This window comes from Dactylosporangium fulvum, assembly GCF_025137375.1.
Classification (GTDB): domain Bacteria; phylum Actinomycetota; class Actinomycetes; order Mycobacteriales; family Micromonosporaceae; genus Dactylosporangium; species Dactylosporangium fulvum.
Genome location: NZ_CP073720.1, coordinates 1 through 21,722, shown reverse-complemented (window position 1 = coordinate 21,722; position 21,722 = coordinate 1). Strand labels below are relative to the sequence as shown.

The following is a 21,722-nucleotide window of genomic DNA, read 5'->3' as shown; positions in this document are numbered from 1 at the left end:
TGTCGCCAGGTCGGGCTACGTGCTGCCCGTCGGCTGAACGGCCGAATCGACAGGGGTTTACCCCTGCAGTTAAGCTCTTGACAAGCTATGTTGTCGTCTTCTTGAACGGTGGTCTCGATGCCGATCGAGTATGCGCCGCCCAAATACATCACGATCGTCAACACGCTCCAGGCGCGCATCGAGGACGGCACGTACCCGTCCGGCGTGATGCTGCCCAGCGAAAGCGCGCTGATGAAGGAGTTCGACACGTCCCGGCCGACGGTCGTCCGGGCGCTGGAGATCCTCCGCCAGGACGGGTGGATCGATACGCAGCAGGGCAAGGGCCGGTTCGTCCGGTCGAAGCCGCCGGAACCCCGCACCATGCCAGCCCATGCCGCCGCTCTGCTGGCAGACGAAGCCGAGGGCCGCGTACGGATCATCGACGTCGCCGAGGTCCCGGCACCGACGCGGGCCGCTTCAGCGCTCGACATCCGCGAAGGCTCGCCCGTCGTGGTGCGGCGCCGCCTGGTGAGCGTCGACGGGCTGGGGCCGGTCGAGCTGGGCACGGCGTACGTGCCGGCGGACCTGGCCGAGGGTACGGCTGTCGGGTCGACCGACCCTCTGCCCGAGGGCTTGCTCCAACACCTCGCAACGCGGAAGGGCCTGCAGTTCGGCCACGCCACCGAACGGATCTCGGCGCGGCCGGCGACGGCCGAGGAGCGGCAACTTCTGGAGATCGACCGGAACGACTGGGTGTTGACCGCACTGTTCTCGGTCTACACCCGTGAAGGCCTGCCAGCGTTCGCGCTCGATGTGGTGGTACCGCCGGCACGGCACGAGTTCGAGGACTCCTTCCCGCTTACCTGATTGCTAAGCCGTGTCTCAGAAATTGTCTTCTGGGGTGTTAATGGGCGCGGCGTTCTGCGTCGGCGTGCCACCACCCAGGTGGGGACGGGCCGATGACCTTGGCAGTTGGCTGGTCGGGGTGTAGACCGATCCGCCGCAGCGCGTCGGCCTGGACGCGGATATCGAACCACCCGTGCCAGTGGCCGTCCTCGGCGATGCTGCAGGCGAGTCCCCAACGGATCTCGTCCTGATCGAACGGCATCCAGTCGATGCCGCGGTCGCGCAGTCAAGCGCGTACGGCCGCCATCGGCTGAAGGCAGCCAGGCTGGTTCTCGTAGGCCGCGATCGTGATCCAATCAGCGCCCGACATCTTCACGGCAATCATTGTGCAGGGCGGACTGCAGTGGGTGGGGCACGGCCGGCGCGCTGAATGTGCATTCTGCAATCCGAGTGGCGTCGGTGTTACTCAATCCGGAGTCTTCAATCACTCAACCGGACTCGCCCACTTAACAAGTTAGGTTTGCGAGCTACCATCGAGACACATGACAAGTTAAGTTGTTGTCTAGGTATGAACCTACGAACGAGGAGAGGTCAGTGGCTCTGAAGGGTGGCACCCGGTTCTCTGTCCGGTTCGAGGACGTCTTCTCGGCCGGCTGTGTGCTGGTCCCGGACTCGATCACGGAGGCGCAGGACTACAACGAAGCGACCCGCACTCGGACCCCGAGCGTGGACAAGGTGTCCGGGCTGCGGGTCTGGACCGTGCGGGTCATGGACATGGACCCGGAGCTGGCGGGCCGGTCGCGTGAGGTGTCGGTCAAGATCTCGGCGAACGTGCAGCCGGTGCCGGACAGCAGCACGCCGTTCGCGCCGGTGGAGTTCGAGGGGATGACGGTCACGCCGTACGTCGGCAACACCGGCCGGCTCACCTACTCCTACCGCGCGACCGGCTTCCGCTCGGCCGGCAAGGCTGGCAAGTGAGCGCGGCCATGATCTCGGTCAACGTCCACATCGGCGCCGAGACGCCGTTGCAGACCCACCGCACCAGCGCCGGTGACCGGGTCTGGTTGGAGATCGGCCGATCTGACGGGTCGGTGGCGCTGTTCCTCGACCGTGACGGGCTCGCCCGAGTCGTCGACGCGCTGCACGCGGCCAACGACCTGCGGACGGCGGCCTGAACGTACGTGGTGCGGGGCGGTCCGGCTTCCTACGGCATACAGACCGCCCCGCTCCTCCCGAAACCCCTGCTGAGGCAAGGAAGGCGGGCTTCATCATGCCCAAATCCGGCCCCTCGATCCAGCACGGCCGCCGCTCCGCTTGTCGCGGCCAACTGCTGCTGCTCATGCCCATAGCGCGCGACGCACACGGGCGCTTCACCCGCTGGTTCACCGGCATGCCGTTGCAACTGCTCGCGTTCCGCCGCGACGCCCGCGGCCGGTTCGCGTGTCTGGCGCCGGTCCGGTGACCAGCGACGAATGGGGAGGGTCGAAAGTGAAGAACAATGCTCCGCTGGTCAACTTCCGCAGGCTGTCCATCCCGCTGCCGTGGTGGCTGGTCATGTGGATCGTCATCCCGTACCTGCTGTGGAAGACCGCCCGCGCGCTGGCCCGGCTGGTGCCGGTCGCCGGCCGCAACTGGCGCTCGCTGACGCTGACCGCCGGTGGCCTGTGGCTGTGGCACCAGCACGGCTGGCTCGTGCTGGTCCTGGTCCTCGTCGCCGTGGCCGGGCTGGGTGGGTTGTGGTGGTGGCGCTGGCGCGGCTCGTGTGAGCGGTTCGTGGTGCTGCCGCTACTGGCCTGGTGGCGGCGGTTGTTCGTCTACACCTGGCATTGGCGTGAGGCGCTGACCGTCTGCCGGCTCGCGGAACGATTTGACGGCCGGCTCACCGTGCCGAAGCTGCTGGGGGTTCGCTGCACCTTTGCCACCGACGAGGTGCTGTTGCGGATGCCGCGCGGCCAGAACCCGGACCTGTACCACAAAGCGGCGGCAAACCTGGCGTACTCGTTCAACTCCCGTACCTGCCGGGTCTACCCCGGACGACGCACTCACCCGCCGGTGCGGTCCGGGCGTTGGGCGCCGCTGCTGCGGGCGGTCGACCGGGTGCGGTACCGCGACCGGCCCCGGCTGGTCTGGCTGGTGTTCATCCGCCGCGACCCGCTACAGCGCACCGTCCCGGCCTTCCCGGTCCCGGAGGAGCCGGACTTCACCGCGCTGCCGCTGGCGCTGCGCGAAGACCTGGAGACGTTCCTCCTCCGCCTGCTGGCAACACATCTGCTCATCGTCGGCGCCACCCGGTCCGGGAAGGGCTCGGTGCAGTGGTCGCTGATCCGCGCCCTGGCGAGCGGCATCCGCTCAGGGCTGGTCAGGTTGTGGGGCATCGACCCGAAGGGCGGCGTCGAGCTGTCCATCGGCCGGGAGCTGTTCAGCCGGTACGAGTACGCCGACCCCGCCCCGATGGTCGACATGCTGGAGGAACTCGTCGGAATCATGCGGGCACGGCAGGCCCGGATGCAGGGCAAAGTCCGCGTCCACGCGCCGACGCTCGATGAGCCGCTGTACGTGCTGATGGTCGACGAGATGCTCGCCCTCGTCGCGCTGCTGCTGGACATCGAGCTACGCAACCGGGCACGGGCCGCGCTCGCGCTGCTGCTCACTCAGGGCGCTGGCCTCGGCATCCTCGTCGTCGGTTCCACCCAGGACCCGCGCAAGGAAGTCGTCGAACTGCGCGACTTCTTCCCGACCCGCGTCGCCATGCGGCTCAACGAACCCAACCAGGTCGACCTGGTCCTCGGTGACGGCGCCCGCAACCGTGGCGCGCTGTGCGACCAGATCCCGGCGCACCCGTCGATGCGCGGCGTTGGGTACGTCGTGCTCGACGACCGACCGGAGCCGGCCCGGGTGCGGTTCAGCTACGTCACCGACGACGAGATCCGCGCCATGGCCCAGACCTACGCTGCGTCGGCTACCCCGGCGGTCGAGAAGGTGCCGGAGCCGCGGAAGGAACCACGCCGGCACACGTACCGGCCAGGTCGGCACGCTGCCGGGCCGTTGCTGCCGGACAGCCTGGCGACCCTCCTCGACGGCGGTGAGTCGGCATGACCACCCGCCGCTTCTACCGGCTCCGCGCGCCGGACGTCGAGCGTGGCTCGTCGGCGGTCACGGTCCGCGTCACCGACGGCGAAGACCTGTACCTCGCCGTCGGGGCGGGCCGGCGTCGCATGTACCTGACCCCGGCCGAGGCATGGGCGCTGTGGCGCTGCCTGTCCGAAGCGGTCGCCTCCACCGGCGAACCACCCGACTGGATCCGCGTCCCGATCACCCCGAAAGGCCGCTGACCATGCACCCCAAACCCCACGGCCGGATCTGGGCCTACATCGGCACCCTCGTCGGCGGCCTCGCCTCTCTCGCCGCGAATATCGCACACTGCTACGTCCCACCAACCGACGCTCCGGCCGGCTGGTCGCCGGAGGTCGGCGCGGTCATCAGCGCGATGTTCTGGCCGGTCGCGCTGTTCATCGCGGTCGAGATCCTCGCCCGTACCCCGTGGCCGACGGGCGGCTGGTGGCTGCTGGCCCGGTTCGGGGGGCTGCTACCCGTCGCGCTCGTCGCCGCGGTGGTGTCGTACCGGCACCTATCCAGTCTGTTGCGCCACTACGGCGAAGACCCGCTGACCACTGTCGCTGGACCGGCTGCGGTTGACGGCCTGATGGTCATGGCCGCCGCCGCGCTGCTCGCCTCGGGCGCACGTCGACAGCCAAAGCCGATCGAGCCGCCGGCGCCGACCTCGACTGCGCCGGAACCGATGCCCGCAACCGAGATCCCCGTCGAGCCGCTGCCGCGCGCCATCAACGGCGCCATCCCCTCGGGAGTCGTGCGATGACCACCGACCTTCGCCCCGTCGAACACCACCTCATCGGTACCGGCCCCGAGCTAGCCAACGTCCTGCGCTCGGCGCACGCCCGGGGGCATCTCGTCCGCTGGGGCACCCCGGTCAACCTCGGCGCCGATCGGTACTCGATCGCCATAACGCTGCTCGAACCCCCGCCCGGCCGTGACGTCTGGCGTCACCGGCTTCGCATCGCCGGACGGGTGGCCGCCGTCGTGGCTGGGCTGACCGCGCTCGGCCTCTTCGGCTGGGGCGTCATCCTCGTCATCGAATGGGTCCGGGCACACGTCTGGCTCGTTGCCCTGGTCGGCATCGTGGGCCTGTTCCTCCTCGGCGCCTCTTCGAAGTCATCACGTGGCGGTCGCTCGCACTGCTCGGGGTGTGGTCACCGTTGACCCTCACCACCGAACCGCTCCCGGGCCTGGCCGACGAACCTCGGCCCGGCTCGCGGGCGGCCCGCATGCTGATCCCGCTCGCCGCCAACGTCGTCAAGGACATGGCCGCCGAGTACGGCGTGTGCCTACGCCCGGTCGGGCTGCGCCGTACCGACCTGGCCACCGGCCAGACCGAGATCATCGACGTGCCATGCGGTGCCACCCGGGAGGACAAGTGCCCACCGTGCGCGAAGCGGGCTCGCCGACTGCGCAAGACCCAGATCCGCGAGGGCTGGCACCGCACTGACGAACCCGCTCCCGGGCCGCAGCCGGCGACCGAGGGACAGCGGGCGCTGATCAGCCTGCGGGCGCATCTCGAGCACTACCGCGACCAGGCCGTCCGCGCCTCCGAGTGGGACCAGGTCGAGGAGATCGACGACGCGATCCGCGAGGTTGAGGAAGCCATCGCAACGGAGGGCCTACGCGGCACAGTCGCACCCCCGCACCGCGTCGACCACGTCACGGAGCCCAAACGACAGCGCTCCACCCGGCGGCGGCAAGACGCCCCGGCACTGCCCCGGCAGAAGGTCCAGCCACGCACCGTCGGCCGCGTCTACACCGCGCCAGACGGCACGGAGTACCGGCCGTCGATGTGGCTGACGGTCACCCTCGACTCGTACGGCCCCGTACGACCGGACGGCTCACCCGTCGACCCGACCACATACGACTACCGTCGCGCGGCCTTGGACGCGATCGCCTTCCCCCGGCTGCTCGACCGGTTCTGGCAGAACCTGCGCCGCTGCGTCGGCTGGAACGTCCAGTACGCCGGCTGCGTCGAGCCACAGCGCCGCCTCGCCCCACACGCACACTTCGCCATCCGGGGCACCCTCCCCCGGGCGGTGCTGCGGGAGGTGGCCGCCGCAACCTACCACCAGGTGTGGTGGCCCAAGATCGACGCGCCGACGTGCCGGCCGGTCTGGGACAGCGACGCCGAGACGTGGTGCGACGCCGAAACCGGACTCCCACTGACCACCTGGGACGAGGCGCTCGACGCGATCGACGCCGACCCCGACGCGGAGCCGGCGCACGTGATCCGGTTCGGCACCCACGTCCACGCCGAGGGCGTCACGGCGGACGACAAGAACGTCGACCGCACGATCGGCTACATCACGAAGTACATCACCAAGTCCGCGGCTGACTGCCACGCCATCACGACCGACCGGCAACGCGACCACCTGGAGCGGTTCTGGCAAGAGCTGCGGGTCATCCCATGCTCGGACCGCTGCGCGAACTGGCTGCTCTACGGCATCCAGCCCAAGAAGGCGCACGGCAAGCTCCGCCCCGGCAACTGCAAGGGCCGCGTCCACCAACGCTCGACCCTTGGCATCGGCGGCCGGCGCATCCTCGTCTCCCGCGACTGGTCCGGCAAGACCCTCGCCGATCACCGTTACGACGCCCGGGCCTGGGTCCGCGCACTCCTCGGCGCCTCGGCCGGCGTCGACCAGGTCCCGGTCGTCGACGAGCCGGAGCCCGGCACCCCGGTCCCGGTCGCCTGGGAGCTGGCCCGGCCCAACGACCCGGACATGCCGCCGATGCGGCACCGACTCCTGCGCGCGCTCGCCCAACGCATCCAGTGGCGCAACGCGCTCAACGCCGCCAAGGACCGCGCGGCGCAGTACGACGGCAACACCACTGAGGCAACCGACAACCACGGGGTGAAGGGCTGAGGGTGGACAAGACACTGTCGATCGATGAAGTGGCCGCGATCCTTCGCGTACCGAAGGGCACGCTCTACCAGTGGCGGTCGCGGCGGAAGGGACCGAAGGCGAGGAAGGTCGGCCGGCACTTGCGCTACGACCCGGCGGACGTACAGGCGTGGTTCAGGGATCAGGAGGCGGCCTGACTATGCCGGTTGATGATCTCTGGTACCTCGCGAAGCCCGGCCCGAACGGCGAGCGGGTCAAGTCGTCAAAGCACGGCCGCGGCAAGCGCTGGCGGTGCCGGTACGAAGACGCGCTCGGCAATCCGCGGGCAAGGCTCTTCGCGCGGAAGGCGGATGCGGAGGACTTCGACATCCAGGCGCGTGCCCGGCTGGCTCCCGAGACACAGGTAGAGCAGCCGGCACGGAACGTCGGCTTCCGGGAGTACGCCACTCGCTGGCGGCTGTCGCGGGAGGCCGGCTGGGCGCTGGAGACGCGCCGACGGGTGGAGTCCAACCTCCGGAACCACCTCTTCCCCGCCTTCGGCAACTCGGCGATGCGGGCGATCACACTCACGGTCGTGCTGGAGTGGCTCGCTCGGCAACTCGCCGACGGCAAGCCGAAGTCCTCGATCAAGCTGTACTTCGAGCTGCTCGATGCGATCCTCGCCGCCGGCGTCACGGACAAGGTCATCCCGGACAACCCGTGCTCCGGCGTGCGGCTGTCCAAGGTGCTGAGCGGAGTATCTCGGACGCCGAAGTGGGTTCCGACTGAAGATCAGGTTCTCCGGCTGTTTGATGCGGCCCCGGAGCGGTACCACGGCGCGCTGTGGCTCGGCGGTGGTCAAGGTCTACGGCTCGCGGAGGCGCTCGGTGTTGAAGAGGGTGAGCGCTGCTTCGACTTCGAGGAGGAACAGCTCCACGTCGTTCAGCAACTGCGCTATTCGCCGCAGACCTATGACGGCTTCTACCTGAGCCAGCCGAAGTCAGGCTCGTCGGGAACGGTTGACCTGGACGCGGTCGTCGCGGAACAGATCAAGACCCACATGAAGGAGTTCCCGCCGACGCCGATCGAGCTCGTCGACACGACGACCGGGGAGCCGGTCCGCCGGACCGTGTCCCTACTGTTCACAACCCGACACGGCAATCCGATCAACGACAAGATCTGGTCGCGGGAGTGGGCGAAGTGGCGGACGGCGGCCGGCTGGCCGGAGGACCACGGCACATTCCACGCGCTGCGGCACTTCTTCGCCACCATGTTGATCGCGCAGCATGTCGAGCCGCAGGAGGTTCAGCGTGCACTGCGCCACAAGACGCTCAGCATCACGCTGGAGACGTACGTTCATTGGTGGCCGAAGCGCTCCAGCCGACGGGGCATCATCGGCGCCGCGTTGACGGCTGCTGAGGCTCGGCGAGCTGCTCATCGCTAGAACAAGATCGAGACTGAGTTGGTCCCGGTTTGGTCCAAGCGATCATGGAGCAGAAGAAAGCGCAGGCCACAGCCTGCGCGGAGTGGAAGCGAGGGGACTCGAACCCCTAACCCCCGCCTTGCAAAGGCGGTGCTCTGCCAGTTGAGCTACGCCCCCGCGTGCCGGGGTTGGCACACCAGCACCGGTCGAAACCGGTGTGGAGGACTAGCGCAGGTCGGGTGCGGTGGTCGCCTCGTGCCAGAGGGCGCGCTCCTCGTTCGCGGAGCGGACGCGCTTGGCGACGTAGGCGGCGGCTCCGACAACGGCGACCACCAGCAGCACCTTTTTCCACATGTGGGGCTAGCTGGAATCGAACCAGCGACCTCAGAGTTATCAGCTCTGCGCTCTAACCGACTGAGCTATAGCCCCGTTCCAACGGCTGCGTTTTCACGCCATCCCGTTGCGACCGAGCAAGGTTACCGTACCCGTGCCGTCAGTCCCAAACCGGTTCCCCCGGCGCGCCGGAAACGCGCCGGGGGACCCGTCGTCAGTCCTTCTCGGCGAGCGTCAGCTCGATGCCGCCGACCAGGTCAGCGCACACGTTGTAGATGAACGAGCCGAGGGTCGCGAGGGCGGTGAAGAGCACGACGTTGACCACGCCCAGGAGCGCGGCGCCGCCGATGATGCCCTTGGCGGTGATGCGGAAGCTGTTGTTCGCCTCACCACCGGTCGAGCTGACGATGTCGGCCAGCATCTTGTTGACGCTGTTGAAGACGTCCATCGCGTCGAGTGCGAGGTACAGCACCGAGGTCGCCACGATGACGACCACAAAGAGCACGAACGACACCGCGAACGCGAATTTCATCACAGACCACGGGTCGATCCGCTTCAGGTGCAGCCGGGCCCGGCGCGGGCCGCGGCCGACGGCCGAGCTGACCGTCTTGCGGGCCGCACGCACGGCCTCGGTGACGCGGGCCGAGCCGGTGACCGGCGCGGCCGGCGCGTTGATCGCCTGGGTGGCCGCAGCCGGTGTGCGCACCGCCGCCCGAGCGATCGCCGAGACACTCGCGGTGCCCGTTGCCGAGCCGCTCGTCGGCTTCGCGCCGCTCTGGATCGACACCGGCTGAGTCGTGGACGAACCCACGGCCGACGCCGGCGACTGGATCGGCACCGTCAGCGAGTCGGGCGGCGGCGCCATGCCTGGTGCTCGTGTGAACTTCGGCGTGCCACCAGAGGTGGTCTCGCCGCTCCCGTTGATCGCGCCTGCGTCACCGCTGGCGGCAGGCGCCCCCGAGTCAGATCCCGTCATGGCAGCCTCTCCGGCCGGCTCGGCCTCGTCGGCTGCTGCCGAGGCGGTCCCCGACTTCGCCTGTGTGTCTGTCATCAACTAGTCCTGTTCGTCGGGTTCATCGGCGTTACGGGCGATCGCGACGATGGTCACACCCTCCGGAAGGTCCATGAGCTTGACCCCCATTGTGTTCCGATCCCTCGTACGGCGTACAGGCTTCACCGGAGTCCGGATCACGCCACCATTGGAGGTGATGGCAAACAGCTCGTCATCCGGGCTGATGACCACCGCGCCCACGAGACCACCGCGACGCGACGTGATTTTAGCGGTGAGCACACCCTTGCCGCCGCGACCTTGGATCGGATACTCCTCGATGGGAGTCCGCTTGGCAAAACCCCCGTCGGTGGCCACCAGAACGTCCAGATCCATCCCCTCACGCACCACTTCCATGGCGAGCAACTCGTCACCGTCGGTGAACCGCATACCGATCACACCGGACGTCGCCCGTCCCATCGGACGCAGCGTCTCGTCGTTGGCCGTGAATCGGATGGCCTGCGCCCCCTTGCTCACCAGGAGGAGGTCGTCCTCCGGGCCGAGGAGTGCTGCGCCCACCAGTTCGTCGTCCTCACGCAGGTTGATGCCGATGATGCCGCCCGACCGGTTGGAGTCGAACTCCTCCAGCTTGGTCTTCTTGACCAGGCCGTCCTTGGTCGCCAGCACCAGGTATGGCGCCACCTGGTAGTTCGGGATCTCGATCACCTGCGCGATGTGCTCGTCCGGCTGGAAAGCCAGCAGGTTGGCGACGTGCTGGCCCTTCGCTGCCCGGCTCGCCTCGGGCAACTCGTAGGCCTTTGCCCGGTAGACCCGCCCTTTATTCGTGAAGAACAGCATCCAGTCGTGGGTCGAGCAGACGAAAAAGTGGCTGACGATGTCGTCCTGCCTCAGTGTCGCACCCGATACACCCTTGCCGCCGCGCTTCTGGGAGCGGTACAGGTCGACCTTCGTGCGCTTCGCGTATCCCGTCCGAGTGATCGTCACCACAACGTCCTCGCGCGCGATGAGGTCCTCCATGGAGACCTCGCCGTCGAACGGGATGATCTGGGTCCGGCGGTCATCACCACGGCGGGCGACGATCTCGGCGAGTTCCTCGGAGACGATCTGCCGCTGCCGGGCCGGCGTCGCCAGGATGTCCTTGTAGTCCGCGATCTCGAGCTCGATCTTCGCCAGCTCGTCGAAGATGCGCTGCCGCTCGAGTGCGGCGAGGCGCCGCAGCTGCATGTCGAGGATCGCGGTGGCCTGGATGTCGTCGATCTCCAGCAGGTTCATCAGGCCGGTCTTCGACTCCTCCGCGCTCGGCGAGCGCCGGATGAGGGCGATGACCTCGTCGAGCATGTCGAGGGCCTTGACCAGACCGCGCAGGATGTGTGCGCGCTCCTCGGCCTTGCGCAGCCGGTACCGCGTCCGGCGGACGATGACCTCGATCTGGTGCTGGACGTAGTGCCGCACGAACTGCGCCAGGTTGAGCGTGCGCGGCACGCCGTCGACCAGCGCCAGCATGTTTGCGCCGAACGTCTCCTGCAGCTGGGTGTGCTTGTACAGGTTGTTCAGCACGACCTTGGCGACCGCGTCACGCTTGAGCACGATCACCAGCCGCATGCCGGTGCGGCCGGAGGACTCCTCGCGGATGTCGGCGATGCCGGCGAGCTTGCCCTCCTTGACCAGGTCGGCGATGCGCTCGGCGAGGTTGTCGGGGTTGACCGCGTAGGGCAGCTCGGTCACGACGAGCGTCGTGCGGCCACGCGCGTCCTCTTCGACCTCGACCACGGCGCGCATCCGGATCGAGCCACGACCGGTGCGGTATGCGTCGATGATGCTGGCCGTGCCGACGATGAGGCCCTTCGTCGGGAAGTCCGGCCCCTTGACGATCTTGATCAGCTCGTCGAGCGTCTCGGCCTCGTCGGCTTCGGGGTGGTCGAGGCACCACTGCACGGCGGCGGCGATCTCCCGCAGGTTGTGCGGCGGGATGTTGGTCGCCATGCCGACCGCGATGCCCGTGCTGCCGTTGACGAGCAGGTTGGGGATGCGCGACGGCAGGATCGTGGGCTCCTGTGCCCGGCCGTCGTAGTTGGGGACGAAGTCGACGGTCTCCTCGTCGATGTCCCGCAGCATCTCCATGGCGAGCGGGTCGAGGCGGGCCTCGGTGTACCGCATGGCGGCCGCCGGGTCGTTGCCGGGGGAGCCGAAGTTGCCGTTGCCGTCGATCAGCGGGTATCGCAGCGACCAGTTCTGCGCCATGCGGACCAGCGCGTCGTAGATCGAGGCGTCGCCGTGCGGGTGGTAGTTACCCATCACGTCGCCGACGACGCGGGCGCACTTCACATAGCCGCGGTCGGGCCGGTACCCGCCGTCGAACATGGCATAGAGGATCTTGCGGTGCACCGGCTTGAGGCCGTCACGCACGTCGGGCAGGGCCCGGCCCACGATCACGCTCATGGCGTAGTCGAGGTACGAGCGCTGCATCTCGACTTCGATGCCGACCGGCTCGATCCGGCTGGCGACCGCAGAACCACCCGCTTCGGGAATACCAGGAGTGGAAGTCGGTTCCGTCACGCTTTATCCCTTTTCTAGAATCCGCAGGTCAGATGTCGAGGAACCGGACGTCCTTGGCATTCCTTTGGATGAACGAGCGGCGCGCTTCCACGTCTTCGCCCATGAGGACGCTGAACAACTCGTCCGCGGTTGCAGCGTCGTCGAGGGTTACCTGACGGAGCATCCGTGTCGCCGGGTTCATCGTGGTCTCCCAGAGCTCGGGGTAGTTCATCTCGCCGAGACCCTTGAACCGCTGGATGTCGTCCGGCTTCGCGTTGGGCTTGGTCTGCTGGCGCAGCTCGATCAGCCCGTCGCGTTCGCGGTCGGTGTACGCGTACTGCGCGTCGTCACCCTTCTTGTTCCACTTGATCTTGTACAGCGGCGGCGCCGCCAGGTAGACGTGGCCCAGCTCGATCAGCGGTCGCATGAACCGGAAGACCAGTGTGAGCAGCAGCGTCTGGATGTGCTGGCCGTCGACGTCGGCGTCGGCCATCAGGATCAACTTGTGATACCGCAGCTTGTCGATGTCGAACTCGTCGTGGATGCCGGTGCCCAGCGCCGTGATCAGCGCCTGGACCTCGTTGTTCTTCAGCACGCGGTCGATGCGCGCCTTCTCCACGTTGAGGATCTTGCCGCGGATCGGCAGGATCGCCTGGACCCGCGGGTCACGGCCCTGCTTGGCCGAGCCGCCGGCGGAGTCACCCTCGACGATGAACACTTCGCAGACACGGGGGTCGTTGGACTGGCAGTCGGCCAGCTTGCCCGGCATCGAGCCGGACTCGAGCAGCGACTTGCGCCGGGCCAGCTTGCGCGCCTGCGCGGCGGCGACCCGGGCCCGTGCGGCCTGCGACGCCTTGGTGATGATGGTCTTCACCTCGGCCGGATTGCGGTCGAACCAGTCGACCAGCCACTCGTTGCAGACCTTCTGCACGAAGCTGCGGGCCTCGGTGTTGCCGAGCTTGGTCTTCGTCTGGCCTTCGAACTGCGGGTTGGAGAGCTTGACCGAGATGATCGCCGCGAGACCCTCGCGGATGTCCTCACCGGTCAGCTTCTCGTCGCCCTTGAGCAGTTTCTTGTCCGCGCCGTACTTGTTCACGACACTGGTCAGCGCACTGCGGAAGCCCTCCTCGTGGGTGCCGCCCTCGTGCGTGTTGATCGTGTTGGCGAACGTGTAGACACTCTCGCCGTACGACTCGTTCCACTGCATGGCGATCTCGACCGCGATGCCCTCGCCCTCCGAGCCGAACTCGACCACCGAGCGGTGGATCGGGGTCTTGGTGGCGTTGAGGTGACGCACGAAGTCGGCGATGCCGCCCTTGTAGCAGAAGACGACCTCTTTCTTCTCCTCCGGCACGTCGGGACGCGCGTCGCGCAGCGCGATCGTGAGCCCGCGGTTGAGGAAGGCGTACTCCTGGATGCGCCGGTAGATCGTCTCGTACACGTACGTCGTGGTTTCGAAGATCGTCGGATCCGGCCAGAACGTGACGCTCGTGCCCGTGCGGTCGGTCGCCTCGCCCTTCTGTAGGGGGTCGGGCTTGGAGTTGCGGTAGGTCTGCCGCCAGACGTATCCGTCCTTGTGGATCTCCAGGTCGATACGCGTGGACAGCGCGTTGACGACCGAGATGCCGACGCCGTGCAGACCGCCGGAGACCGCGTAGGCCTGGCCGTCGAACTTGCCGCCGGCGTGCAGAACGGTCAGCACGACCTCGACGGTGGGCCGCTTCTCCTTGGGGTGGATGTCGACCGGAATGCCACGGCCGTTGTCCACGACGCGCACACCGCCGTCCGCCAGCAGTGTGACCTCGATGGTGTCGCAGTATCCGGCCAGGGCCTCGTCGACCGCGTTGTCCACGACCTCCCACACCAGGTGGTGCAGGCCACGTTCGCCGGTCGAGCCGATATACATACCTGGACGTTTGCGGACCGCCTCGAGCCCTTCGAGCACGGTGATCGAAGAGGAGTCGTAGGACTGTTCGGGCTTGTTAGCTGCCACCCTCGGTCGCTTTCTCGCACTGGCCGGCCACGCGGATGGCGCCCCGGGTCTCGTGCGGAGTCGTGCGGGCACGTCGGGGCGGTTGTGGGCACGCCGGTAGTCCGCACTCGTGCTACAGAGCGCTCCGACCTCCAGCGGGCCGACCACCGCTGTGACGCACACGCGGGGATGTGATCGGCTGGCTTCATGTGAGCCGCCCCAATCTTACTGTGTGCGACCGACATTTTCGCACCGGGACGGCGCCTGTAGTCCCCGTAGCGGCCCGAACGGTGCGGTCCGAAGGTCCCCCCACGCAGGAGGGGTCTGGATGCGGAATGACGGGCGGCACAGCGCGTACCGGAGCCGGGTTTTGGGTTTTCGAACGTCCGGGGGTCGCGCAAGAGGCCGTTCGTGCCGTATGTTCCCCGCCGCGGGGCGCACGGGGGTCAGGAAAAAAGTGAGGGTGGGGCGCGATGGGACTCGACAACGTCGCCGTGCAGTGGCCGCGCACCGGCCGGTTCTACGATCCGGTGGCGCCGGCCGAGTTCGTCGACTTCGCCGGGCTCGCCGAAAAGCTGCCGCTGCACGCCGGGCCGGCCGCGGCGCTGGCCGACCACGTCGCGAAGACCGGCACCGTGCGGGTGACCGGCTACACGGAGCTGGTCGACCTACTCTTCGGGCTCAATGGCGTGTTGTTCGCCACTGACGCCGCCGCAGAGGACGAGGACCCGGTGATCAGCCCCGACGACTGCGCGTGGATCGCCGGCGGGCTGGAGCGCTTCGTCAACGGCCATCAGCCGTATGGCGAAGAGATCACCTTCGAGACGGTGAGCACTGTGCTGCGCAAGGCACTGGAGGGCTCCCGCCTGGCGGAGCAGCAGCTGCGGTGGCTGCAGAGCAGACTCGATGCGCTTCGTGACGACTCGGGCAACGCTCCGCAGTGGAGCTACTCGATCGCCGAGCTCGACGTCCTCGCCAAGTTCTACCGGCGGTGCGCCGATCGCGGATTCGCCGTCTACGCCGACTTCTAGCGCGGCGTCCACCGGGCCTCAGCCGTACGTGTCCCGGGGCCCTCGGCCCCGGATCCGGCGCGGGCCGCGACTCCACGACGGGGTGCTCGGACCCTGGATGTGCAGCTTCTTGACCACGTTGTGGCCGACCTCTCCCGCAATGCGAGCCAGCAGTTTGCCGGCGAGCATCCGCAGCTGGGTCGCCCAGGCCGTCGACTCCGCCTCGATCGTCAGCTCACCCTGCTCCAGCTTGAGTGGTCGGCAGTGTGCCGCGACGTCGGTGCCGACCACCCGCTCCCACTCGCCGAAGACCTTCGCCTCCGCCGTGGGGCGCTGCCAGCCGCGCTGCTTGACGAGCCGCTCCAGCACCGTGCCGAACAGCTGCGGGTCGCGCGGATCCGGACCCGGCCCGGTATAGCCGCCGCGCCGGCGCACGGGCTGGTCGCGGACGGTCTTGCGCGGCGGCTTGGCCCGATGCTTGGCGAGCGCGGCCTCGACCGCGGCCCGGGCCAGCTCGGGGCCCGTCGGCTCGGCCGGCCCGGACGGCTCAGACACGGCGCACCTCGCCTCCACCCACCTCGTAGCGCGCACCACGCAGGGTTCTCGGAACGTCATCATCCACGGCGCAGGTCACGATCACTTGGCTCGCCGCGCCGACCAACTCCGCGAGCCTGTCCCGCCGTCCGGCGTCGAGCTCGGCGAACACGTCGTCGAGGACCAGCACCGGCTCCACGCCGTCGTCGCGCAGCAGATCGTAGGCGGCCAGACGCAGCGCCAGGGCGAACGACCACGACTCGCCGTGGCTGGCGTACCCCTTGACGGGCAGCTCGCCGAGCGTCAGCACCAGCTCGTCACGGTGCGGGCCGACGAGGGTGACGCCCCGCTCGATCTCCTGCTTGCGCACCTCACCGAGCGCCTGGAGGATCGTCTGCTCGACATTGTCCTGCGTGGTGTCATCAGCCCATGACGCATTGTAGGCGATTCTGGCGTCGGAGCGGCTGGCACTCACCGCGGCGTACGCCTTGGCGACATGTGGTGTCAGCCCGGCGACCAGGTCGAGCCGCGCCTTGACCAGCTGCGCGCCGTGCCGGGCGAGGTGCGTGTCCCACACATCGAGCGTCGACAGGTCGCCACCGCGGCTGCCGCCGGTCTTGCGGGCCAGATATGCGCTGCGCAGGAGCGCGTTGCGCTGCTTGAGCACCCGGTCGTAGTCGGAACGGACGCCGGCGAAGCGTGGCTGCCGGGCGACCAGCAGCTCGTCGAGGTACCGCCGCCGCTCCGAGGGATCCCCGCGGACGAGCGCCAGATCCTCCGGTGCGAACAGGACGAGCTTCAGCGCGCCGAGGATGTCACGGGCCCGGGTGACCGGCGAACGGCCGAGCCGCGCCTTGTTGGCCTTGCCCGGCTCGATCGCAAGCTCGACCAGCAGCTCCCGCTCGTCGTGCACAACGGCGCAGCGGACCACGGCCCGGGTGGCACCGAACCGCACCAGTGGCGCGTCGGTCGCGACCCGGTGCGACTCGAGCGTCGCGATGTAGGCCAGCGCCTCGACGAGGTTGGTCTTGCCGACCCCGTTGGGGCCGACGAGCACGCACGCGCCCGGGTCGAGCTCGACGACCACCCGCTCGTAGCTGCGGAAGTCGACAAGCTCGAGACCCCTGACGTACAACTACAACTAGTCCTTCTTCACGGCGTGGCCGCCGAACTGCTGGCGCAGCGCGGCCACGGCCTTCATCGCCGGCGAGTCGTCCTGGCGCGACGCAAATCGGGCGAAGAGCGACGCGGCGATGACGTTCATCGGCACCGCGAGGCGGATCGCCTCCTCGACGGTCCACCGGCCCTCGCCGGTGTCGTCGGCGTAGCCCTTGAGACCCGACAGGTTGGGGTCCTCGTCGAGGGCGCGGTCCAGAAGATCAAGGAGCCAGGACTGGACGACCGAGCCGGCCCGCCACGACTTGATGACCTCGGGGATGTTCTCGACGTATTCCGACGCCTCGAGCAGCTCATAGCCCTCGGCGAAGGCGTGCATCATGCCGTATTCGATGCCGTTGTGAACCATCTTCGCGTAGTGCCCGGCACCGGGGCCGCCCGCATGCGCGAAGCCGAACTCGCCGGCCGGCTTCAACGCCTCGAAGATCGGCATGCAGTGTTCGACGTACTTCTTCTCGCCGCCGACCATCAGCGCATAGCCGTTGGTGCGGCCCCAGATGCCGCCCGAAACGCCGACGTCGAGGTATCCGATGCCGTGTGCACCGAGCCGCTCGGCGCGCGGCCTGTCGTTGCTGAACCGCGAGTTGCCGCCGTCGATGACGATGTCACCGGAAGACAGCAGGCCGGCAAGCTCGTCGATGGTGGGCTCGGTGTACTGCACCGGGACCATGATCCACACTACCCGCGGCGCGGCGAGCTTCTCGACCAGCTCGTTGAGCGACGAGACATCGGTGACGTCGGGGTGGTGGTCGTAGCCGATGACCTCATGCCCGGCGGCCCGTAGCCGCTCGCGCATGTTGAAGCCCATCCTGCCCAGGCCGATGAGACCGAGCTGCATTTGCAGTGCCTCCGATTCAGCTGCTTCAGCTGCCGATGCGAACCGGCATGATCAAGTACCAGTAACCAGGAACGATTTCTCCATCATCCTTGGCCGGGGACATGACCGCAGGCTTCTTCGGGTCAGTGAATGACAGCACGGCGATCGGTGCGTCGAGCGCCTTGAGTCCGTCAAGCAGATATTGGTGGTTGAAGGCGATCGTCATCGGCTCGCCCTCATATGTGCAGTCCATCGCCTCGCTCGCCCGGGCGTCCTCGCTGCCGCTCGCCTCGACGACGAGGCCATCGGCGCTGAACGACAGCCGGACCGGGGTCTGCTTCTCGGCGACCAGGCCGACGCGGCGGACCACCTCGTTGAGCGCGGACACCGAGACACGGGCCTGCGCGTTGTGGGTGTCGGGCAGCAGGGCCCGCACCTTCGGGAAGTCGCCGTCGAGCAGGCGCGACGTCGTGCGTCGGGTGCCGCCGGCAAAACCGATCATGCCCTCGCCGAGCTTGCCGCGGGACAACGCGACCGACACCGAACCGCCGAGCGGCCCGAGGGTCTTCGCGGTGTCGTCGAGCGTGCGGGCGGGCACCAGTGCGGCGAGGCTGACGTCGGCCTCGTCGGGGCGCCACTCCAGCTCGCGCACGGCCAGCCGGTAGCGGTCGGTCGCCAGCAGGGTCAGTTTGGTGCCCTCCAGCTCGATCCGGACACCGGTGAGCATCGGCAGCGTGTCGTCACGTCCGGCGGCGATGGCCACCTGGGAGACCGCACCGGCGAACACGGCGGCCTCGACGGTGCCGGCGAGCTCGGGCATCTCCGGCAGCGTCGGGTAGTCCTCGACGGGCATCGTCGGCAGCGTGAACCGGGCACTGCCACAGGTGATCTCGACGTGTGAGCCCACCGCGGCGACGTCGACCGGCTTGGCCGGCAGCGCCTTGGTGATCTCGGCGAGCAGGCGACCGGAGACGAGCGTGGCGCCGTCGGCGTCCGCGTGCACCTCGACGGTCACCTGGCTGGAAACCTCGTAGTCGAAGCCGGACACCTGCAGGCGTCCGTCGGCGACCCGCAGCAGAACACCGGCGAGCACCGGAACGGAGGGGCGGCTGGGCAGGCTTTTGGCCGTCCAGGCGACGGCATCGGCGAGCGCGTCGCGCTCGACTCGGAACTTCATCGCGGTCCTCCCGCGTCGTCTCGTCTCAAGCGTGGTGCGGCGCCTGGGGCTCGTGGGCCGTCCGGTGACCGCCTATGAACCTTAGGGCTTCCGGGCGGCGGTCGTGCACCGACCCCGCCAAATCAGGACCTCAAAAGTTTTCCACCTGCTGATGATTGCTTTTTTCTCTTCTTAAAAGAAATTTCCTTCGTAGTCATCGGTGGTGTGGATTCTGTGGAAAACCCACATATCCGCTGGTCAGCGTCGTGCGGACCGGTGGATGAGGTGTGCATGAACCCCTGTGTACATCCTTGTGGATTGTGGATTACCGATTTTCCACAGGCGTTGTCCACCGGTTGTCCACCGGTAATCCCCAGGGTTCGTCCACCGGCTGGGGATAAAGGGCAGCGAGACGCCGTCACGTTCTGTATCGTGATTGGTGACGCTCTGGAATCGTCCACATGGAATCCACACACCTTCCCCAGGAGTTATCCACAGGCTGTGGAAGGCGGCTGTGTGCAACTTGTAGTCGGTTGGTGACCCGGACCCTCGGCGGGGTCGAAAGTTGGCACAAACGGAGTTATCCACAGCAAATCTGTGGACTGCCTGTGGGGGTCTGTGGAGAACTCCCTGCTGGACCGTGTGCACAACCTGTGGACTCGGCTGGGGACGGAGTGTGGAAAACTTGCGGCCACATGGCCATCATTGCAGCCAGGTGGCCTGTGGACACGGTGGACAACGTCGGTTGTCCACATGCTGTGGTCAACGCAGTGGACGACGCACATTTCTTGCAGAACCGTCTCTGAGCCTGTGGATATCGCGCTGGGAGCCCCTTCGACGGGGTCGGCTGGCTCCTGTGCCATTCCGTGTCGGATCGGCCTGTGGAGCCTCGGCCATGGCTCCGGCGAGGCGGATTCGGGGCTTCGGCGAGCGGGTCATGCGCCGCGGCTCGATGTGCCGGCGCGCCGGGTCTTGCCGCCGGGCGGGGTGCAGCCGAGGCCTGGAGGTGAGGGCGTCTTCATGATCATGGACGTTCCGCGGGGTTCCAGCCCACCGAAACGTCCGTGATCATGAAAGCGCGTTGTCGTGCAGCACACCGGCGAGCCGTGAAGCCATGAGAGCCGCCAAGCAGCAGCCCGAAGCCGTCACGCCGTCTGCTTGATCCGGTTCGTCAGTTCGGCGATCTGGTTGTACAGCGACCGCCGCTCCGCCATCTGCTGCCGGATCTTGCGGTCGGCGTGCATCACCGTCGTGTGGTCACGGCCGCCGAACGCCTGGCCGATGCGCGGCAGGGACAGGTCCGTCAGTTCGCGGCAGAGGTACATCGCCACCTGACGGGCGTTCACCAGCACCCGCGACCGGCTGTGCCCGCGCAGGTCCTCCAGGCTGACCCCGAAGTAGTCGGCCGTCGACGCCATGATCTGGTCGGCCGTGATCTCCGGACCGGAGCCGTCGGGGATGAAGTCGCGCAGCACCTCTTCGGCGAGGCTGAGCTCGACCGGGGACCGGGTCAGGTTCGCGAACGCGGTGACCCGGATCAGCGCACCCTCGAGTTCGCGGATCGACGACGCGATCCGGGAGGCGATGAACTCCAGCACGTCCGGCGGCGCGAACAGCCGCTCCTGCGCCGCCTTCTTCTGCAGGATCGCGATGCGTGTCTCGAGGTCCGGCGGCTGGATGTCCGCCAGCAGGCCCCACTCGAACCGGGTTCGCAGCCGGTCCTCCAGCGTCGCCAGCTGGCGCGGCGAGCGGTCCGAGCTGATGACGATCTGCTTGTTGGCGTTGTGGAGCGTGTTGAAGGTGTGGAAGAACTCCTCCTGCGTCCGCTCCCGGGTCTCCAGGAACTGGATGTCGTCGATCAGGAGGATGTCCACGTCGCGGTACCGGCGCTGGAACGCCTGCGTCTTGTCGTCCCGCAGCGAGTTGATGAAGTCGTTCGTGAACTCCTCGGTCGACACGTACCGCACGAACCGGGCGTTGCCCAGCATCGTGGCGTACTGACCGATGGCGTGTAGCAGGTGCGTCTTGCCCAGCCCGGACCCGCCGTAGATGAACAGCGGGTTGTAGGCCTTCGCCGGCGACTCGGCCACCGCGACCGAGGCCGCGTGCGCGAAGCGGTTCGAGGAGCCGATGACAAAGGTCTCAAAGGTGTACTTCGGGTTCAGCCGGTTCCCCGCCGAGTCCCCGGCGGGCGTCGTCGCTCCGCGCCGGTCGTCCCGTCCGGTCCCGGGCGACGGCGGCCGGGGCGGCGGCGCCTCGTCCAGCGGTGACAGCAGCTCGTCGCGGGCCGCCTCGAAGGCCGACCCCGAGTGCTCCCCGCGCGGCCCGTCGTGACCACGGCTGACGTCGAGACCGCGGCCGCTGTCGACCCCACGGGACCCGTCGTACCCCCGCGAGCCCTCGTATCCCCGGGAGCCCTCATACCCGCGGGAGCTGTCCGGCCCCCGCGAGTCCACGTCCCGAGCGTCCATGCCCCGTGAGTCCATGCTGCGGGGGTCCAGACCCCGCGAACCCTCCAGCCCTCGGGACGGTCCGTCCAGCCCGCGCGGCGTGTCCAGGCCGCGACCGTTGTCCAGGCCACGCCCCCGCTCGGGCGTCGTGCTCGGCAGGTCGAACAGCCCGTCGCTCGGCTCCCGCGACGCGGGCGGCGGCTCGTCGAGCGACAACTCCCGTCGTGCGGCCGCTCCGTTGGACCAGTGGGACGCCGACGGCGCCGGCAACTGCGGCGCATCCTCCGGCGGTCGTACGGTCACCGCGACCTGGATCGCCCGGCCTAGCTGCCGCGACAGGGCCTCGGTGATCACCGGCCGTAGTTTCGTCTCGATCACGTCACGGGCGAAGGCGTCCGGCACGGAGAGCAGCGCGGTGTCTTCGACGATGGCCCGCAGCCGGGTCAGCCGCAGGTACGCACGCTGCTGTGCCGACACGATCTCGTCGGCGAGCTCGTCCGTAGCGGCATGCCACACTGCTGCGAGGTCGGTGTCCGTCAC

General features: G+C 68.1%; 22 protein-coding genes and 2 tRNA genes. 12 read left to right on the top strand and 12 right to left on the bottom strand.

From position 1 onward, the window contains the following. Positions 1-117: 117 nt before the first annotated feature. Positions 118-846 carry a GntR family transcriptional regulator gene (locus Dfulv_RS00120; protein WP_259860544.1) on the top strand — a complete coding sequence of 243 codons (729 nt, stop codon included), beginning with the start codon at positions 118-120 and terminating at the stop codon, positions 844-846. 37 nt (positions 847-883) lie between these two features. On the opposite strand, the gene Dfulv_RS00115 is transcribed toward Dfulv_RS00120, so the two are convergent. Continuing rightward, on the bottom strand, positions 884-1,087 hold the full coding sequence (locus Dfulv_RS00115; RefSeq protein WP_259860543.1) for a hypothetical protein: 204 nt from the start codon (positions 1,085-1,087) through the stop codon (positions 884-886). A 332-nt stretch (positions 1,088-1,419) separates the two neighbouring features. Between Dfulv_RS00115 and Dfulv_RS00110 the strand changes: the two genes are divergently transcribed. From Dfulv_RS00110 to Dfulv_RS00065, 10 genes are all read left to right on the top strand, one after another. Further along, positions 1,420-1,803 carry a transcriptional regulator gene (locus Dfulv_RS00110; protein ID WP_259860542.1) on the top strand — a complete coding sequence of 128 codons (384 nt, stop codon included), beginning with the start codon at positions 1,420-1,422 and terminating at the stop codon, positions 1,801-1,803. Positions 1,804-1,811: 8 nt separating this feature from the next. Further along, the gene (locus Dfulv_RS00105) at positions 1,812-2,000 is read left to right on the top strand and encodes a hypothetical protein (protein WP_259860541.1); all 189 of its coding nucleotides are present in this window, start codon (positions 1,812-1,814) and stop codon (positions 1,998-2,000) included. Between the two features lie 95 nt (positions 2,001-2,095). After that, a complete protein-coding gene (locus Dfulv_RS00100; RefSeq protein ID WP_259860540.1) occupies positions 2,096-2,287 on the top strand; it encodes a hypothetical protein in 192 nt (63 codons plus the stop codon). A gap of 26 nt (positions 2,288-2,313) precedes the next feature. Then, entirely contained in the window at positions 2,314-3,921 is a 1,608-nt protein-coding gene (locus tag Dfulv_RS00095; RefSeq protein ID WP_259860539.1) for an FtsK/SpoIIIE domain-containing protein, read from the top strand. After that, positions 3,918-4,157: a spread protein gene (locus tag Dfulv_RS00090; RefSeq protein WP_259860537.1), complete on the top strand. Its 240-nt coding sequence runs from the start codon at positions 3,918-3,920 to the stop codon at positions 4,155-4,157. The genes Dfulv_RS00095 and Dfulv_RS00090 overlap by 4 nt, the downstream gene beginning before the upstream one ends. A gap of 2 nt (positions 4,158-4,159) precedes the next feature. Continuing rightward, positions 4,160-4,702 (top strand): DUF2637 domain-containing protein, encoded by a 543-nt coding sequence (locus tag Dfulv_RS00085; protein WP_259860536.1) that lies wholly within the window; start codon positions 4,160-4,162, stop codon positions 4,700-4,702. Beyond that, on the top strand, positions 4,699-5,103 hold the full coding sequence (locus Dfulv_RS00080) for a hypothetical protein (RefSeq protein ID WP_259860535.1): 405 nt from the start codon (positions 4,699-4,701) through the stop codon (positions 5,101-5,103). The genes Dfulv_RS00085 and Dfulv_RS00080 overlap by 4 nt, the downstream gene beginning before the upstream one ends. Then, a complete protein-coding gene (locus tag Dfulv_RS00075; RefSeq protein ID WP_406567904.1) occupies positions 5,100-6,809 on the top strand; it encodes a replication initiator in 1,710 nt (569 codons plus the stop codon). The genes Dfulv_RS00080 and Dfulv_RS00075 overlap by 4 nt, the downstream gene beginning before the upstream one ends. Positions 6,810-6,811: 2 nt before the next feature. After that, positions 6,812-6,985, top strand: a complete 174-nt coding sequence (locus Dfulv_RS00070) for a helix-turn-helix transcriptional regulator (protein WP_259860534.1) — start codon at positions 6,812-6,814, stop codon at positions 6,983-6,985. Positions 6,986-6,987: 2 nt separating this feature from the next. Then, positions 6,988-8,211, top strand: coding sequence for a site-specific integrase (locus Dfulv_RS00065; protein ID WP_259860533.1), 1,224 nt, complete (start codon positions 6,988-6,990; stop codon positions 8,209-8,211). 83 nt (positions 8,212-8,294) lie between these two features. Here Dfulv_RS00065 and Dfulv_RS00060 read toward each other — a convergent pair. From Dfulv_RS00060 to gyrB, 6 genes are all read right to left on the bottom strand, one after another. After that, positions 8,295-8,367: transfer RNA gene (locus Dfulv_RS00060), tRNA-Ala, on the bottom strand. Positions 8,368-8,415: 48 nt separating this feature from the next. Further along, positions 8,416-8,544, bottom strand: a complete 129-nt coding sequence (locus tag Dfulv_RS00055) for a DLW-39 family protein (RefSeq protein WP_259860532.1) — start codon at positions 8,542-8,544, stop codon at positions 8,416-8,418. Position 8,545: 1 nt separating this feature from the next. Further along, positions 8,546-8,619, bottom strand: a tRNA-Ile gene (locus tag Dfulv_RS00050). A 118-nt stretch (positions 8,620-8,737) separates the two neighbouring features. Further along, positions 8,738-9,574 carry a DUF3566 domain-containing protein gene (locus Dfulv_RS00045; protein ID WP_259860531.1) on the bottom strand — a complete coding sequence of 279 codons (837 nt, stop codon included), beginning with the start codon at positions 9,572-9,574 and terminating at the stop codon, positions 8,738-8,740. A 3-nt stretch (positions 9,575-9,577) separates the two neighbouring features. Continuing rightward, positions 9,578-11,998: a DNA gyrase subunit A gene (gyrA, locus tag Dfulv_RS00040; protein WP_259869791.1), complete on the bottom strand. Its 2,421-nt coding sequence runs from the start codon at positions 11,996-11,998 to the stop codon at positions 9,578-9,580. A 118-nt stretch (positions 11,999-12,116) separates the two neighbouring features. Further along, positions 12,117-14,060 (bottom strand): DNA topoisomerase (ATP-hydrolyzing) subunit B, encoded by a 1,944-nt coding sequence (gyrB, locus tag Dfulv_RS00035; protein ID WP_259860530.1) that lies wholly within the window; start codon positions 14,058-14,060, stop codon positions 12,117-12,119. A gap of 452 nt (positions 14,061-14,512) precedes the next feature. On the opposite strand from gyrB, the gene Dfulv_RS00030 reads away from it, so the two are divergent. After that, entirely contained in the window at positions 14,513-15,070 is a 558-nt protein-coding gene (locus tag Dfulv_RS00030) for a hypothetical protein (protein ID WP_259860529.1), read from the top strand. Between the two features lie 18 nt (positions 15,071-15,088). Here the strand turns inward: Dfulv_RS00030 and Dfulv_RS00025 are convergent, their stop codons facing one another. The 5 genes from Dfulv_RS00025 to dnaA form a co-directional block, all read right to left on the bottom strand. After that, positions 15,089-15,667, bottom strand: a complete 579-nt coding sequence (locus Dfulv_RS00025) for a DUF721 domain-containing protein (RefSeq protein ID WP_406567903.1) — start codon at positions 15,665-15,667, stop codon at positions 15,089-15,091. Then, the gene (recF, locus tag Dfulv_RS00020) at positions 15,597-16,718 is read right to left on the bottom strand and encodes a DNA replication/repair protein RecF (RefSeq protein WP_259860527.1); all 1,122 of its coding nucleotides are present in this window, start codon (positions 16,716-16,718) and stop codon (positions 15,597-15,599) included. The genes Dfulv_RS00025 and recF overlap by 71 nt, the downstream gene beginning before the upstream one ends. 6 nt (positions 16,719-16,724) lie before the next feature. Next, positions 16,725-17,597 carry a phosphogluconate dehydrogenase (NAD(+)-dependent, decarboxylating) gene (gnd, locus tag Dfulv_RS00015; RefSeq protein ID WP_259860526.1) on the bottom strand — a complete coding sequence of 291 codons (873 nt, stop codon included), beginning with the start codon at positions 17,595-17,597 and terminating at the stop codon, positions 16,725-16,727. Between the two features lie 25 nt (positions 17,598-17,622). Continuing rightward, entirely contained in the window at positions 17,623-18,753 is a 1,131-nt protein-coding gene (gene dnaN / locus Dfulv_RS00010) for a DNA polymerase III subunit beta (RefSeq protein WP_259860525.1), read from the bottom strand. Positions 18,754-19,877: 1,124 nt separating this feature from the next. Next, entirely contained in the window at positions 19,878-21,722 is a 1,845-nt protein-coding gene (gene dnaA / locus Dfulv_RS00005; RefSeq protein WP_259860524.1) for a chromosomal replication initiator protein DnaA, read from the bottom strand.